This is a genomic window from Blastococcus sp. SYSU DS0510, from assembly GCF_054050835.1.
This window is the reverse complement of record NZ_JBJHAC010000012.1, coordinates 60,657-75,461: the sequence shown is the minus strand read 5'-3', so window position 1 is coordinate 75,461 and position 14,805 is coordinate 60,657. Positions and strand designations below refer to the sequence as shown.

The window sequence follows — 14,805 nt, the reverse complement described above, 5'->3', positions numbered from 1 at the left end:
CGGTCCGCGAGCCGGTCAGAGCTCCAGCACCAGCTTCGGGCAGGCCGCCCGGGACACGCAGATGAACATCGTGTCGTTGGCCGCCTGCTCCGCCGGCGTCAGCAGCGAGTCCCGGTGATCCACCGCGCCGGAGAGGACCGTCGTCTCGCAGGTTCCGCACGTTCCCTCCTGACACGAGGAGAGCACGCTCACCCCGGCCTCCTCGACCACCTCGAGGACAGACTTCCCCGGGGGCACGGTGAGCGCCAGCCCGCTGACGGCCAGCTCCACCTCGAAGGCGTCGGTGAGCACCGGTTCGCCGACGTCCTTCGGGGCGAACCGCTCCAGGTGCAGCGACCCTTCGGGCCACTGCCGGCAGCGCTGCTCGACCGCGGCCAGCAGCGGCTCGGGCCCGCAGCAGTAGACCACGGTCCCGGGCCGCGGCACGGCGAGCAGCGCGTCGAGGTCGATCAGGCCGACCTCGTCCTGCGGGTGCAGGGTGACCCGGGAGCCGGTCGCCTCCTCGAGCGCCTCCAGGAAGGCCATCGACCGCCGGCTGCGGCCGCCGTAGTGGAGCTCCCACTCGGCGCCGGCCGCCTCGGCGGCGTCGACCATGGGCAGGATCGGCGTGATGCCGATGCCGCCGGCGACGAAGACGTACCGCGGGGCCGGTACCAGCGGGAAGTGGTTGCGGGGACCGCGCACCTCGACCTCGGCCCCCTCGACGAGGGCGTCGTGCACGTGCGCGGACCCGCCCCCGCTCTCCGGCTCGCGCAGCACGGCGATCCGCCAGACCGATCGGTCCGCCGCGTCACCGCAGAGCGAGTACTGGCGGGTCAGCCCGCCCGGCAGGCAGAGGTCGACGTGCGCGCCGGCCGACCAGGCCGGCAGGTCGCGCCCGTCGGCGGCGCGGAGGTCGAGGACCACGACGCCTTCCGCGCCCGTCGTCCGCCGGTCGACGCGCAGCCGCAGCTCGACCTCGTCGTGGGTGCTGTGCACCGGGAGCAGCTCCTTCTCGCTAGGCCAGGACGGGGATGCGGGTCCGCTCCCGGGCCCGAAGGACCGCCGGGTCGGTGACCACGTGCGCGGGCGGGGGCGGCAGGTCGACGGGCGGTTCCGGGATGTCCGGCCCCCCTGCGGGGTGGTCGGGATGGGCGAGCAGCCACTCCCACATCCGCACCGGGTCCTCGGCCTCGGTCTCCGCGCCGCAGTGGCACCGCCCGCGCAGGCGGTCGGAGCCGGGCAGCCAGTTCACCCGCAGCACCCGCTCGCCCTCGAGGACGTGCCGAGGCGGCGGGAGGGACACGCCGGGGGTCACCGGCCGGCCGCGGCGGGGGCCGGGGCGGCCGGGGCGGCGGCGGGGCCGTCGGCCTCCGCGGCCAGCCGGGCGATGAGGCGCCGGGCGGCCAGCCCGCCGGTGTCGATGTTGATCGAGAGCTCCTGGTAGCCGTCGGCCTCGCCGGTCAGCACCTGCTCGAGCACGTCGAGGGCGACGACGTCCTGCAGGACGACGGTCCGGTTGTTCTCGGCGAGGAAGTCCGACACACCCTGGTCGTCGAGGGCGAAGTCGCGGGCGACGGCCCAGAAGTCGTGCGTCGAGTGCTCCGTCTCCGGCGTGATCGCGTAGACCACCTCGACGTGGAAGGCGTCGGGGTCGCTCCCGTCGTCGTTCGGCAGGACGCCGACCGGCGCGATCCGGCTGTGCAGCTTGTACAGGCAGGGCGGGGTGAACTCGATGTCCTGCCAGCGGGTGATCCGCCCCTCGATGCCGGTGCTCTTCGCGTAGAACGGCGGGCAGGCGGCGTCGGCCATGTGCCGGCTGACGTAGACAATGCCGGCGTCGTCGTCGACCTCGGTGGTGATCGGCGTCTCGGCCACCTCGGGGGTGCCGATGTATCCGCCGTGCAGGTAGGTCTCGTGGGAGAGGTCCATGAGGTTGTCCACCAGGAGGCTGGCCCGGGCGGCGAGCGGCTCCATCCCGGACACCGTCGTCCAGCCCTCCATGTCCAGCCACGGCGCCCGCGGGATCCGGGTGGTCTCCGCCCGGTCCGGGTCGCCGATGAAGACCCAGACGAAGCTGTCCTGCTCGACCACGGGGTAGCTCTTCAGCCGCGCGGTGCGCGGCACCCGGGTCTGGCCGGGGACGGCGACGCAGACGCCGTCCGCCCCGTAGGTGAAGCCGTGGTAGCCGCACACCACCGTGTCGCCCACCAGGTGGCTGGGCTGCTGCGAGAGCGGGAACCGGCGGTGCACGCAGCGGTCGCTCATCGCGGTGACCTCACCGGCCTCGGTCCGCCAGAACAGGATCGACTCGCCGCAGATCGTCCGGCTGAACAGCTCCCTCCCGACCTCGCGCCCGTAGGCGGCCACGTACCACTGGTTCCGAACGATCGACGTCATGCGTCCTGCTCCTCCTCGATCCGGCGTGGTCCGAGCGTGACCGCCGTCACCCATCGCCCGACAGCACTCTTCCGCCACGTGGAAGGTTCGTCCGCCGCGGTCGCGGCAGGCCCGCCGGAGTCGCCGACGGGCCCGCGACGCCCGCATCACCCCTCCGGGAGCAACCCGTCCAGGTCGGCGTCGTCCTCGAGGAGGCCGTCCTCGACCATCAGCTCCCCGAGCTGCCCGAGCTCATCCCGCCGCAGGTCGGTGCCGAACTCCTCCAGGCGCACCTGCTCGGCGACCTCCGGCGGCAGCTGCGGCAGCACCTCGGAGATCTGGTCCTTGACGGCGTCGGGGTTCTCCTCGGCGAACTCGAGCGTCTCCTCGATCGCGGCGGTGAAGTCCTCGACGAGCTGGGGGTCGGACTCGACGAGCTCGCCGGAGGTGAAGAACAGCTGGGTCGGGTGGCCCTGCACCGACTCCGCGCTCGAGTAGGTGGCGACGACGTTGCCGCCGGCCTGCAGGCTGCTCAAGAACGGCTCGGGCACCCACACCGCGTCGACGTTGCCGCCCTCCAGGGCGGCGGGCATGTCCGGGAAGGGCAGCTCGACGAACTCCACCGCGTCGGGGTCACCGCCGTCCTGGCGCACCGCCTCGCGGATGGTCAGCCCGCCCATCCCGCTGAGCGTGTTCACCGCGACGGTCCTCCCCTCGAGGTCGGCGGCGGACTCGATGCCCGACCCGGCGGCGGCCACCACACCGTTGACGTCGGCGTCGCCCTCGGACAGGGCGGAGGTCCAGTGGGCGATCACGCGGACGTCCAGACCCTGCCCCCGCGCCTGGAGCAGCGAGACCGGGTTGCTCGTCGCGAAGTCGATCTGACCGCCCATGACCGCAGGCAGCAGGGCCGCACCGCCCTGACCGGTCTCGACGGTGACCTCGATCCCGCGGTCGGCGAAGAAGCCCTCCTCGATGCCGGCGTAGAGCGCGGCGGTGGGGAGGATCGGCAGCATCCCGACGGTGACCTGTCGGGGTCCTCCACCGTCGGTGGCGGCACCGGCCGACGGGGAGGCGTCCGAGTCGTCCCCGCCGCAGGCGGCGAGCACGAGCGTCGAGGCGAGGAGGGTGGGGATCCAGCGGCGCATGATGGCGGCTCCCGGGATTCGGTGAGGTCGTCAACGATTGACAGACGGCATGATGCACGTCACAGCGACGCCTGGCCACCCCCTTCCGCCGGGTGGCAGCCGGCCGCCCGGCCGGCGGCGGGTCAGCCGACGGCGCCACCGCTGCCGGTGCGCACCAGGCGACCGAGGAGATCCCGCAGCAGGTACTGCTCGGTGGCCGTCAGATCGGCCAGCTGGACGGCCACCGCGGCATCGACGTCCACGACGGCGGCTGCGCGCAGCTCGCGACCGGCGGCGGTGCCGACCACCAGCTTGGTCCGCCGGTCGGTGCCCGACGGCCGCCGCTCGACCAGGCCGGACTCCGCCAGCTCGTCCACGAGCAGGACCACCTGGCTGGGGTCGAGGCCCAGGACGCCGGCCAGGTCGCGCTGCGACATCCCGTCGTCGGAGGCGCAGGCGAGCAGCAGGACCGAGTACGAGCGGACCCGGAGGCCGTAGGACGCCAGGGCGGTGTTGCTGGCCCGCACGAACAGCCCGCTGGCGCGGGACAGCAGGAAGCCGACGTCGTCGGTCAGCGCGCCTGTGGTGGTGTGGGCGTCCATGTCTCCTCCATCGTTGGCATCCTCCACGATATCCGCCTAGCGTCGCGCACCAGCTGACCGTCCCCCGATCAAGGGAGTCCCGTGGACCTGTCCGGCAAGGTAGCCATCGTCACCGGAAGCGGACGGGGTCTCGGGCTGGCCTACGCCACCGAGCTCGCCCGCGCCGGTGCCGCCGTCGTGGTCAACGACGTCGACGCCGCCGTCGCCGAGGCCGCGGTCAGGACCATCACCGACGCCGGGGGCACGGCCGTGGCCGAGGTGGTGCCCGTGGGCACCAGCGAGGCCGCGCAGGCGCTGGTCGACCGGGCGGTGTCGGCGTTCGGCCGGCTCGACGTCCTGGTCAACAACGCCGGCATCCTGCGGGACAGCACGCTCTGGAAGATGAGCGACGAGGACTTCGACGCGGTCATCGGCACCCACCTCCGCGGGACCTTCACCTGCACCCGGGCCGCGGCCGTCCGGATGCGCGAGCAGGGTGAGGGCGGCCGGATCGTCTGCGTCGGCTCCCCCACCGGCCAGGTCGGCAACTTCGGGCAGACCAACTACGCCGCGGCCAAGGCCGGGATCGTCGGCATGGTGCGGACCTGGGCCATGGAACTGGCCCGCGCGGAGATCACCGTCAACGCGATCGTCCCGGTGGCCATCACGGCGATGACCGAGACAGCGCCCTTCCTCGAGCCCTACATCCACGCCATGCGGACCGGCGGGCCCCTGGCCGAGTACGGCCGGCGCGAGCTCAGCCTCGGGCCGCCGGAGGACGCCGCGGGGGTGGTCGCCTTCCTCGCCTCCGACGCGGCGGCCGGCATCACCGGCCAGGTGGTCGGCATCGGCGGCGACCGGCTGGCGCTGTGGAGCCACCCGCGCGAGGTCGTGGTGGAGTTCGCCGACGGCACCGGCTGGTCGGCCGACGCCGTCGCCGGCGTGTGGCCCGGGGCGTTCGCCGGTTCCCAGCAGAGGGTCGGCCAGGAGTTCCCGGAGCCCCCGACGAAGGCGATGGCGGAGTGAGCATCGCAGGGAGCGCCAGCGACCGAGGAGCGGAGCGACCCGGAGCCGAGCCGATGAGCAGAGTGACGTCGCACCTGGACCTCGACGCCCTGGTGGCGATCGACGTGCACGTCCACGTGCACGCCGACTCCCACGGCCACCTGGCCCTGGACGACGAGCTCAACGCCGCCGCGGCGACGTACTTCAAGGGCGATCCCTACGACCCCACCGTGGCCGACATCGCGGCCGACTACCGGCGCAGGAAGATGGCCGCGGTCATCTTCACCGTCGACGCCGAGGCGGCCACCGGGCACACGGCCCTGTCCAACGAGGAGATCGCCGAGGCCGCTGCCGAGCACCCCGACGTGCTCATCCCGTTCGGCTCGATCGACCCGCACCGCGGCGTCGCCGGCATCCGGGCGGCCCGGCGGCTGGTCGAGCAGCACGGCGTCCGCGGGTTCAAGTTCCACCCCAGCCTGATGGACTTCCTCCCGAACGACCGGGCCGTCTACCCGCTCTACGAGGAGCTGCAGGGTCTGGGCGTCCCGGCGCTGTTCCACACGGGCCAGACCGGCATCGGTTCCGGGCTGCCGGGCGGCCGCGGGATCAAGCTGCGCTACTCCGACCCGATGCTGCTCGACGACGTCGCCGCCGACTTCCCGGGTCTGACGATCATCATGGCCCACCCCTCGGTGCCCTGGCAGGACTCCGCGATCGCCGTCGCCCAGCACAAGGCGAACGTCTACATCGACCTGTCCGGCTGGTCCCCGAAGTACTTCCCGCCCCAGCTGGTCCGGGCCGCCAACACGCTGCTCAAGACGAAGGTGCTCTTCGGATCGGACTACCCGCTGCTGCGGCCCGAGCGCTGGATGAGGGACTTCGAGATGCTCGAGATCCGCGACGAGGTGAAGCCGCTGATCATGAAGGACAACGCCGTCCGCGCTCTCGGGCTGGACCGTGCGTAACGCCGGGCTCGGCTCCTGGCCGGAGCGCCGGCTGCGCATCTCCCCCGACCGCGACGCCCTCTGGTTCGAGGGGACGACGACCTCGCACGCAGGGTTCGCCGACCGCGTGCGCCGCACCGCCGGTGCGCTGGCGGGGCTCGGCGTCGGATCGGGCGACCGGGTCGCGTGGACCGGCGGGAACCACCCCTCCGCGCTGGAGACGCTCTACGCCTGCGGTCAGCTGGGCGCCGTCTGGGTGCCGGTCAACGCCCGGCTCGCCGCTCCGGAGGCGGAGTACGTGCTGGGCCACTCCGGCGCGAGCGTCGTCGTGCACGGCCGGGACCACGGCGCCCTCGCCGACGCGCTGCGCGACCGGCTGCCCGGCGTCCGGCACTGGCTGGCGGCCGAGCCCCCGGCCGCCGGCGGGGCCGGCTCCCGGCCGTACGAGGAGCTGCTCGCCGAGGCCGACGCGGACGCCCGGGACCTGCCGGTGACGCTCGACGACCCCTGCCTGATCATGTACACCTCGGGGACGACCGGCCGTCCCAAGGGGGCGGTGCTCACCCACGGCAACATGACCTGGAACGGCGTCAACCAGCTGCTCGGTTTCGACTTCGGGCAGCACGAGCGCACGCTGGCCCTCGCCCCGCTGTTCCACATCGGCGGGCTCAACGGCACCGTCAACCCGACGCTGCTCAGAGGTGGGTGCGCAGTGGTCGTGCGCGGCTTCGACCCGGCCGAGACGCTGCGGGTCATCGAGGAGCAGCGGATCAACTCGTTCTTCGCCGTCCCCACGATGCTCGACGCGATGGCCTGGCTCCCGGAGTTCGCCACCCGCGATCTCTCCGCCCTGCGCACCATCGGCGCCGCCGGTGCGCCCCTCCCCCTGCCCACCCTGCGGACCTGGCTGGACCGCGGCGTGACGATGCAGCAGGCCTACGGCATGACCGAGGCCGCCCCCGGGTGCACCGTCCTGGACTCGGCGGACGCCGTCCGCAAGGTCGGCTCGGCCGGCAAGCGGGTCTTCTTCACCGACGTGCGGGTGCTGCGGGCCGACGGCACGGAGGCCGCAGTGGACGAGGTGGGCGAGGTCGTCGTCCAGGGGCCCAACGTCATGGCCGGCTACTGGCGGGACCCGGAGAGGACGGCCGAGGTGCTCGTCGACGGCTGGTACCGGACCGGCGACGCCGGCTCGGTCGACGCCGAGGGCTTCCTGTACATCCGCGACCGCTACAAGGACATGATCATCTCCGGCGGCGAGAACATCTACCCGGCCGAGGTCGAGTCCGCCCTGCTCGAACTGCCCGGCGTGCTCGAGGCCGCCGTCATCGGCGTCCCGGACGAGAAGTGGGGCGAGGCCTGCCTCGCCGTCCTGGTGGTCGCCCCCGGCGTCGAGCACGACGGGGACGTCGTCCGCACCGCCCTGCGCGAGCGCCTGGCCGGCTTCAAGGTGCCCCGGCTGGTCGAGTTCGCCGACGAGCTCCCCAAGACCGCCACCGGCAAGGTGCGCAAGCCGGATCTGCGGGCCCGATACATCCACACCGAGGAGACCACCGCATGAGCACGACCACCACGCTGGCCGAACTGCCGTCGCTGAGGGGCCAGGAGCTCGGGCAGAGCTCCTGGATCGAGGTGACCCAGGAGCGTGTCAACACCTTCGCCGACGCCACCGGCGACCACCAGTGGATCCACGTCGACGTCGAGCGCGCCACGGCCGAGAGCCCCTTCGGTGGCCCGATCGGCCACGGCTACCTGACCCTGTCGCTGCTCATCCCGATGTGGTCGGAGGTGCTCACCGTCACCGACGCGACGATGGGCGTGAACTACGGGCTCAACAAGGTCCGGTTCCCGTCTCCCGTGCCGGTCGGCTCGAGGATCCGGCTGACCGCGACGCTGAAGGACGTCGAGGAGGTCACCGGCGGGCTCCAGGTCACGGTGGCGGCGGTCATCGAGGCCGAGGGCGGGGCCAAGCCCGTCTGCATCGCCGAGCCGGTCTTCCGGATGTACGGCGGCTGACCGTCCGGTCCCCGCGGCACGGCGATCAGGCGGGGTCGCCCCGCAGCTCCGCGAGGATCGGCCCGGCGACCTTGAACGCGTGGTTGGCGGCGGGCACGCCGGCGTAGACGGCGGCGTGCTGGATGACCGCGCCGATCTCCTCGTCGGTCAGCCCGTTGTTCACCGCGGCGCGCACGTGCAGGGCGAACTCCTCCCAGTGGCGCAGCGCGATGGTGATCGACAGCGTCATCAGGCTGCGGTCGCGCCGGGAGAGCTCGGGCCGCTGCCACACGTCGCCCCAGGCGACCCGGGTGATGAAGTCCTGGAACCCGGCGGTGAACGGCGTCGTGCCGGCGACGGCGCGATCGACGTGGGCGTCGCCGAGCACCTCGCGGCGGGTGCGCATGCCGGCCTCGCGGCGGGCGTCGTCGGTGTCGGGCAGCTCGCTCACCGGGTGCCTCCGCCGGGGTTCGAGAGGCCTGCCGCGTCGAAGTGGCCGAGCAGCGCGCCGGTGACCTCCAGCGCGCGCTCCAGGTTGCCCAGGTGGGCGGCCGGGTCGAGCACCAGCAGCTCCGCTCCGGCGATGCCCTCGGCGATCAGCTCCTGGTGCGGGGGCGGGAGGGCCGGGTCCTGCACGCCGGAGACCACGAGCGTGGGCGCGGTGATCCGGCGCAGGTCGTCGCGCAGGTCGATGCCCGCCACCACCTCGGCGCAGGCGGCGTAGCCCTCGTCGTCGGCGCCGGCGACCATCGCCTCGAGCCGGGCGACCAGGTCGGGGTGCTCCGCGGCGAAGCCCGGGGTGAGCCAGCGGGAGACGACGGTCGGGGCGAAGGTGGCCGTCCCCTCGGCACGGGCCTGCGCCGCCCGGTCGAGGAAACCCTGCGGGTCGGTCTTCGCCGAGCTGAACATCACCGCCAGGCACCCGACCCGGTCCGGCGCGCGCGCCGCCAGCCGCATCCCGACCATCCCACCCAGCGACACACCGGCGACGTGCGCCCGCTCCGCCCCGAGCCGGTCCATGAGCGCCAGGACGTCGTCGACCAGGTCGTCGAGGGTGTACGGGCCGGCGGGCGCGGGCGACTCCCCGTGCCCGCGGCCGTCGTAGGTCACCACGCGGAACCGCTCGGCCAGCGGCGGCACCTGCGGGTCCCACATCGCCCGGGTGGCGCCGAGGGAGTTGGAGAGGACGACCAGGGGTGCGTCCGCGGGGCCGGCGACGGAGTGGGAGACGGGGACGGGGCTCATCGGGTTCCTCCGGTCAGGTGGGCGTGCTCGGCGAGCACGGCGTCGACCTGCGCGGCCGCCTCGCCGACGTCGGGGCGGGCGCCGAGCAGGTCGGCGAGGTCGACGTCGTCGCGGCCGGCGACCACGTCGGCCAGCGGTCGCCCGGTGGCCGCGGCCTCCCGGACGGCGGCCGCGGCCTCGTCGTGCGCCGCGTCCCGGCCGAGCGACGGGGTCAGCGCGTCGGCGAGCGCGCCCGCCAGCTCCGGGTCGCGGGCCGCGGCCACCGTGGCCGCCATGCGGGCGGGGTCGGGGCGCAGGCCGTCGAGGCTCTCGACCAGCCAGGCCGCGGCCGAGCCGACGGTCGACAGCAGGTCGGTGAGAGCCGGCCACTCGCTGTGCCAGGCGCCGGCGGCGCGCTCGTGCTCCTGCTCCATGGCGCCCAGCAGGGTGGCCACGAGCCCCGGTGCGCGCCGGGCGCAGGCGCGGGCGGAGATGGCGGCGACGGGGTTGCGCTTGTGGGGCATGGCCGACGAGCCGCCCCGGCCGGCCCCCGTCTCGGCGACCTCGGCGACCTCGGTCTGGGCCAGCAGCACGACGTCGACGGCGACGGTCGCCAGCACCCCGGCGGTGGCCCCGAGCGCGCCGGCCAGGTCGGCGATCGGCAGCCGCACCGTGTGCCACGGCGCGGCGGTGGCGACCAGCCCGAGCTCGGCGGCCAGGGCGGCGCGGAGCGCGGTGCCGGAGCCGTCGCTGGCGGCCAGCGTGCCGACGGCGCCGCCGTACTGCACCGGCAGCGAGGCCACCACCTCGGCCAGCCGCAGCCGGGCGCCGTCCAGCCCCCCGAGCCACCCGGCGGCCTTGAGCCCGAAGGTCGTGGGCAGCGCCTGCTGCATCAGGGTGCGGCCCATGACGACGTGGTCGCGGTGGGCGCGGGCCAACCGGGCGGCGGCCTCGGCGGCGAGCACCAGGTCGCGGTCGATCGCGGCGATCGCCCGGCGGGCCAGCAGGACCAGCGCGGTGTCGACGACGTCCTGGCTGGTGGCGCCGACGTGGACCGCGACGGCGTCGCGCTCCCCCACCGCCGCGCGCAGCACGCGCACCAGCGGCGGCACCGGGTTCCCCGCGTCCGCGGACTGCGCCACCACCGTGGCCAGGTCGAGCGCCGCCGGTTCGGCGCAGACCCGGGTGACGGCGTCGGCGGCGGTCGCGGGCACCAGGCCGGTCGCCGCGGCGGCGCGCGCCAGGGCGGCCTCGACGTCGAGCAGCGCGTCGAACCAGGCGGCATCGGAGACGGCGGTCGCCGCGCCGCCGCGGGCGAAGGTCGCGCTGAAGAGACCGGTCACGTCCCGTTCCTACCGCCTCGGCCGCGCGCGGGGAGGTTCATACGGCGAAGAACACCGTCTCGCGCTCGCCCTGCAGGTGGATGTCGAAGCGGTAGCCGTCCCCGGACGGGGTGGCGAGCAGGGTCTGCCGGGCGGCGTCGTCGGGCAGCGCCCGCAGCACCGCGTCCTCGGCGTTGGCCTCCGCCTCGTCGGCGAAGTAGATGCGGGTGACGACGCGGTCCAGGATGCCGCGGGCGAAGACCGAGACGTCGATGTGCGGGGCCTGCAGGCCGCCCTCGCCGTCGGGCACCCGGCCGGGCTTGAGGGTGTGGACGGCGAACTCGCCGGTCAGCGTCTGGGCCCGGGCGTAGCCACGGAAACCGGGGTAGGACGACGCCCCGCGCGGGTCCTCGGGCGAGGGGAAGCCGCCGTCCGGATCGGCCTGCCAGGTCTCCACCATCGCGTCCGGGACCACGTCACCGGCGCCGTCGAGGATACGGCCGCGGATCCAGAAGGCGCCCGCGGTGCCCTCCTCGGCGGCCCACTCGCCGTCGGGCCAGGTGAGGCCGATGGAGAGGTAGGGGCCGACGGTCGCGCTCGGGGTGGTGCCCAGCCGGAACGGCCCGGTGAGGAAGCCGCTGCCGCGCTGCCCCGAGCGCGGCTGGAAGGGGGTGGGCGGGTCCGGCGGGACCTCCAGGGGGTTCACGGTCACGCCACATCTCCGTCGTCGTCGGTCTCGAACGGCGTCTGGTCCGCCCCGCGGAGCACGATGTCCCACTCGAACGCCAGCGCCCAGTTGTCCTGGGTCCGCTCCAGCGAGAAGCGGCTGATCGCGCGGTGGCGCGCGGCGGCCGGGATCGCGTTGTAGATCGGGTCCTGGCCGAACAGCGGGTCGTCCGGGAAGTACATCTGGGTCACCAACCGCTGGGTGAAGGCGCGGCCGAACAGGCTGAAGTGGATGTGCGCCGGCCGCCAGGCGTTGTGGTGGTTCCCCCACGGGTAGGCGCCGGGCTTGACCGTCAGGAACTCGTACCGGCCCAGGCTGTCGGTGACCACCCGGCCCAGGCCGTCGAAGTGCGCGTCCAGCGGCGCCGGCCAGTTGTCGACGACGTGCCGGTAGCGCCCGGCGGCGTTGGCCTGCCAGACCTCCACCAGCGCACCGGGCACCGGGCGGCCGTCGCTGTCGAGCACCCGGCCGTGCACGAGGATCCGCTGCCCGACGGCCTCTCCGCCGTTGCGCAGCGTCAGGTCGGCGTCGTGCGGCAGGACGCGGTCCTCGCCCAGCACGGGCCCGGTGATCTCGGTGAGCCGGTGCGGCAGGTCCACCGGGGTCCGCAGGGGCGCACGCAGGGCGGTGCTGCGGTAGTCGGGGAAGCCCACGGGGGTGCGCAGCGCGGCGTCCTCCCGGTGGTACCGCGGCAGGTGCAGGCCGCCGGTGGAGGTGGTCCCGGTCATGGCCGGGACCGTACGACCGCCCGGCTACGCTCCCAACCCCAGGCTTCCACTGGACGGGAGAGGCGAGCATGGCCGGTCGCAGCGCCAGCCCGGGACGGTCGGTCACGTCCCGGGCGCTGGGCATCCTCGACGCATTCGACAGCGGCACCCCGCGGCTGTCCCTCTCCGAGATCGCCGAGCGGTCGGGCACGCCGCTGACCACCGCGCACCGGCTCCTCGGCGAGCTGACCGGCTGGGGGGCCCTCATCCGGCGCCCCGACGGCCGCTACGAGATCGGGCGGAAGCTCTGGGACCTCGGGCTCCTGGCCCCGGTGCAGCTCGAGCTGCGCCAGGTCGCCGCGCCGTTCCTCCTCGACCTGCACACGACCATCCGGGACACCGTGCACCTGGCCGTCCGCGAGGGGCTCTGCGCGCTCTACGTCGACCGGGTCTCGGGCCGGGAGTCGGTCCCGGTGGTCAGCCAGGTCGGCAGCCGGCTCCCCCTCCACGCCACCGGCGTGGGGAAGGTGCTGCTGGCCGCGGCCCCCGACGACGTCGTCGACCAGGTGCTGCGCGGGCTGCGCCCGGTCACCCGGCACACCGTCACCGACCCCGCCCTGCTCGCCCGCGAGCTGACCGAGATCCGGCGGCGGCGCTACGCGCGCACCTGCCAGGAGATGTCCCTCGGAGCCGCGTCCCTCGCGGTCCCGGTCCAGGTGGAGCGGGCGGGCGGGCCGCTGGCCGTCGCCGCGCTGGGCATCGTCGTGCCGCCCCACCGACGCGAGCTCGCCCGGCTGGTCCCGGTGCTGGAGATGGCGGCGCGCGGCATCGGCCGGGAGCTGGCCCGCTCCCAGGAGTTCCACTGAGCCGGGGTGGTGGCGGCGACGCCCCCTCGACGGCGCGCTTCCACCGGCCGCACTGCCCGGGGAGGATGCTGCAACCGCCCGGCGACGTCTCGCCGATCCGTCGAGCGGGAGGGGAGGCCGGTGCACGCCTCCGTCCTGGCCGTCGTCGCCCATCCCGACGACGACCTCCTCTTCCTGAACCCCGATCTGGACGCCGGCATCCACGCCGGGCTCCCCACCACCGTGGTCTACGTCAGCGCCGGGGACGCGCTGCTCCCCCTCGAGGAGGCGTCGTCGCGCGCCCGCGACCGGCGACGCGGCGTCCAGGACGCCTACCGGATCTCCGCCGCCGTGCCGAACCGCACCCTCCAGGACGAGTGGGTGGGCGAGGTGGTGCAGGTCGGCGGCCACCGTGTCGAGGAGTTCCGGCTCGGTGATCGCCCCGAGGTGCGGGTGACCTTCCTGGGGCTGCCCGACGGCCGGCTCTCCTCGTTGCTCTCCGGCGCCACCCTGCAGACCGTTCCGGCTGCCGGTGGTCTCGTGGACCAGGTGCAGCGGTACGACCAGGACGACGCGGTGGCGGTGCTGCGCGGGCTCCTGGAGCGCTACCGGCCGACGGTGCTGCACGTGACGGAGCGCTTCGCCGACCACCGGTACGACGTGCCGCAGTCGCACCCGGACCACCGCGCGGCGACCGCCCTCGCCCTCGAGGCGGTGCGCCGCTACCGGGCGGTCCAGGGCACGTGGCTGCCCTACGTGGTGGAGCACCGCGACTACGGGGTCGGGCAGCACCCGGTGAACCTCGACAGCGCGACCCGTGCGCGCAAGCGGGAGCTGTTCGCGACGGCGTACCAGCCCTGGGACCCGGCCGCGGCTGACGTCTTCGGCGCGACCGACCGCTCCTACTACCGGACCTCCCGCGGAACCCGGTGGTCGGCGACCGACGGCGAGGGCGCGGTGCGCCTGTTCGCCGTGCGCGACGGCCGGGTGGCGTGCTTCACCGGTCCGGGCAGCTGGCAGGGCCCGGTGGACCTCGGTCCCGACGACCTCGGCGCCGGGGTCACCACGGTCGTCGCGGCGGCCGGGGCCGACGGCAGCACCCACCTCGCCGCCCGCACCGACGACGGGCGGGTGGCGGTGCGCCCCCTGACCGGCACGTGGACGGACCTGGGCACGCCGAACCCCGGCGACGCCGCCCGGTACGTCGGGAGCCCCGCCCTCGCGCCGAACGCGGACGGCCGGCTGCAGGTCGTCGTCGTCAACGCCGGCGGCGGCCTGTCCAGCCGCCACCAGGAGGCCGACGGGGGCTGGCACCCCTGGTCCGATCTCGGCGGCACGGACCTGCAGGACCCGTGCGACGCGCTGCTGGACGTCACGGGGCGCATCGAGGTCGTCGCCGCCTCGCGGACCGGACTGGTCCTCTGGCGGCAGACCGTCCCCGGCGGCGCGCTCCTGCCGGGCCCGCTGCCCAGCCTGCCACCGGCCAGCCCTGCCACGTTCGCCGTCAACGCAGACGGGCGACCGGAGGTGCACTACCGCCAGGCGGGGACGGCGGACGTCGCGACCAGCTGGCAGGACCGCGACCTCGCGTGGCGATCGGCCACCTCGATCGGGGGGCACGGCGGCACGGGACCCACGGCGAACGCCACCGTGGACGGGCGGATCGCCTGCGTCGCCCGGAACGCCGGCGGGGGCCTCTCGGTGACCCAGCAGGTCGCCCCCGACAGCCACTACGGCCCGTGGACCGACCTGGGCGGGTTCGTCACCGACCACCCCACCGCCGCCGCCACTCCCGACGGCCGGCTGGTCGTGGCCGTCGTCGACGCGGGCGGCGCGCTCACGCACCGCACCCGGTCCGCCGACGGGGAGTGGGGGCCCTGGCGGACGGTCGGGGAGATCGTCTGACCGGATGTGCTCCTCCGCTGGACGGAAGGATCTGGCGACACCGGGGGCGGCGGGCGGGAGACTGC

General features: G+C 74.6%; 15 protein-coding genes and 1 pseudogene. 6 read left to right on the top strand and 10 right to left on the bottom strand.

Translation table 11 applies throughout. The features are described from left to right. Nucleotides 1-15: 15 nt before the first annotated feature. The 5 genes and pseudogenes from ACI79P_RS11620 to ACI79P_RS11600 all read right to left on the bottom strand — a co-directional run. Nucleotides 16-960 (bottom strand): annotated as a pseudogene (locus ACI79P_RS11620) (PDR/VanB family oxidoreductase); the annotation flags it as partial. Nucleotides 961-997: 37 nt separating this feature from the next. Then, nucleotides 998-1,285, bottom strand: coding sequence for a hypothetical protein (locus ACI79P_RS11615; protein ID WP_456581202.1), 288 nt, complete (start codon nucleotides 1,283-1,285; stop codon nucleotides 998-1,000). 8 nt (nucleotides 1,286-1,293) lie between these two features. Beyond that, entirely contained in the window at nucleotides 1,294-2,379 is a 1,086-nt protein-coding gene (locus ACI79P_RS11610; protein WP_456581201.1) for a Rieske 2Fe-2S domain-containing protein, read from the bottom strand. A gap of 146 nt (nucleotides 2,380-2,525) precedes the next feature. Further along, a complete protein-coding gene (locus ACI79P_RS11605) occupies nucleotides 2,526-3,506 on the bottom strand; it encodes an ABC transporter substrate-binding protein (protein ID WP_456581200.1) in 981 nt (326 codons plus the stop codon). A 122-nt stretch (nucleotides 3,507-3,628) separates the two neighbouring features. Next, nucleotides 3,629-4,087: a MarR family winged helix-turn-helix transcriptional regulator gene (locus tag ACI79P_RS11600; RefSeq protein ID WP_456581199.1), complete on the bottom strand. Its 459-nt coding sequence runs from the start codon at nucleotides 4,085-4,087 to the stop codon at nucleotides 3,629-3,631. An 81-nt stretch (nucleotides 4,088-4,168) separates the two neighbouring features. Between ACI79P_RS11600 and ACI79P_RS11595 the strand changes: the two genes are divergently transcribed. From ACI79P_RS11595 to ACI79P_RS11580, 4 genes are all read left to right on the top strand, one after another. Beyond that, nucleotides 4,169-5,092, top strand: coding sequence for an SDR family oxidoreductase (locus ACI79P_RS11595; protein WP_456581198.1), 924 nt, complete (start codon nucleotides 4,169-4,171; stop codon nucleotides 5,090-5,092). 74 nt (nucleotides 5,093-5,166) lie between these two features. Further along, nucleotides 5,167-6,036, top strand: a complete 870-nt coding sequence (locus ACI79P_RS11590; RefSeq protein WP_456581267.1) for an amidohydrolase family protein — start codon at nucleotides 5,167-5,169, stop codon at nucleotides 6,034-6,036. Beyond that, entirely contained in the window at nucleotides 6,029-7,576 is a 1,548-nt protein-coding gene (locus ACI79P_RS11585; protein ID WP_456581197.1) for an acyl-CoA synthetase, read from the top strand. Before ACI79P_RS11590 ends, ACI79P_RS11585 begins: the two co-directional genes overlap by 8 nt. Continuing rightward, complete coding sequence (locus ACI79P_RS11580) at nucleotides 7,573-8,031, top strand: MaoC family dehydratase (RefSeq protein WP_456581196.1); 459 nt, start codon at nucleotides 7,573-7,575, stop codon at nucleotides 8,029-8,031. Before ACI79P_RS11585 ends, ACI79P_RS11580 begins: the two co-directional genes overlap by 4 nt. Nucleotides 8,032-8,056: 25 nt before the next feature. Here ACI79P_RS11580 and pcaC read toward each other — a convergent pair whose 3' ends face one another. The 5 genes from pcaC to pcaH are packed head-to-tail and all read right to left on the bottom strand — an operon-like array spanning nucleotide 8,057 to nucleotide 12,011. Further along, on the bottom strand, nucleotides 8,057-8,461 hold the full coding sequence (gene pcaC / locus ACI79P_RS11575) for a 4-carboxymuconolactone decarboxylase (RefSeq protein ID WP_456581195.1): 405 nt from the start codon (nucleotides 8,459-8,461) through the stop codon (nucleotides 8,057-8,059). Further along, a complete protein-coding gene (pcaD, locus tag ACI79P_RS11570) occupies nucleotides 8,458-9,255 on the bottom strand; it encodes a 3-oxoadipate enol-lactonase (RefSeq protein ID WP_456581194.1) in 798 nt (265 codons plus the stop codon). Before pcaD ends, pcaC begins: the two co-directional genes overlap by 4 nt. Continuing rightward, entirely contained in the window at nucleotides 9,252-10,577 is a 1,326-nt protein-coding gene (pcaB, locus tag ACI79P_RS11565) for a 3-carboxy-cis,cis-muconate cycloisomerase (protein WP_456581193.1), read from the bottom strand. The genes pcaD and pcaB overlap by 4 nt, the downstream gene beginning before the upstream one ends. 37 nt (nucleotides 10,578-10,614) lie before the next feature. After that, nucleotides 10,615-11,268 (bottom strand): protocatechuate 3,4-dioxygenase subunit alpha, encoded by a 654-nt coding sequence (gene pcaG, locus ACI79P_RS11560; protein ID WP_456581192.1) that lies wholly within the window; start codon nucleotides 11,266-11,268, stop codon nucleotides 10,615-10,617. After that, nucleotides 11,265-12,011: a protocatechuate 3,4-dioxygenase subunit beta gene (gene pcaH / locus ACI79P_RS11555; RefSeq protein WP_456581191.1), complete on the bottom strand. Its 747-nt coding sequence runs from the start codon at nucleotides 12,009-12,011 to the stop codon at nucleotides 11,265-11,267. Before pcaH ends, pcaG begins: the two co-directional genes overlap by 4 nt. A gap of 68 nt (nucleotides 12,012-12,079) precedes the next feature. On the opposite strand from pcaH, the gene ACI79P_RS11550 reads away from it, so the two are divergent. Then, nucleotides 12,080-12,856 (top strand): IclR family transcriptional regulator, encoded by a 777-nt coding sequence (locus ACI79P_RS11550; protein WP_456581190.1) that lies wholly within the window; start codon nucleotides 12,080-12,082, stop codon nucleotides 12,854-12,856. 120 nt (nucleotides 12,857-12,976) lie between these two features. Beyond that, complete coding sequence (locus ACI79P_RS11545; protein WP_456581189.1) at nucleotides 12,977-14,740, top strand: PIG-L family deacetylase; 1,764 nt, start codon at nucleotides 12,977-12,979, stop codon at nucleotides 14,738-14,740. The last annotated feature ends 65 nt before the right edge of the window (nucleotides 14,741-14,805 follow it).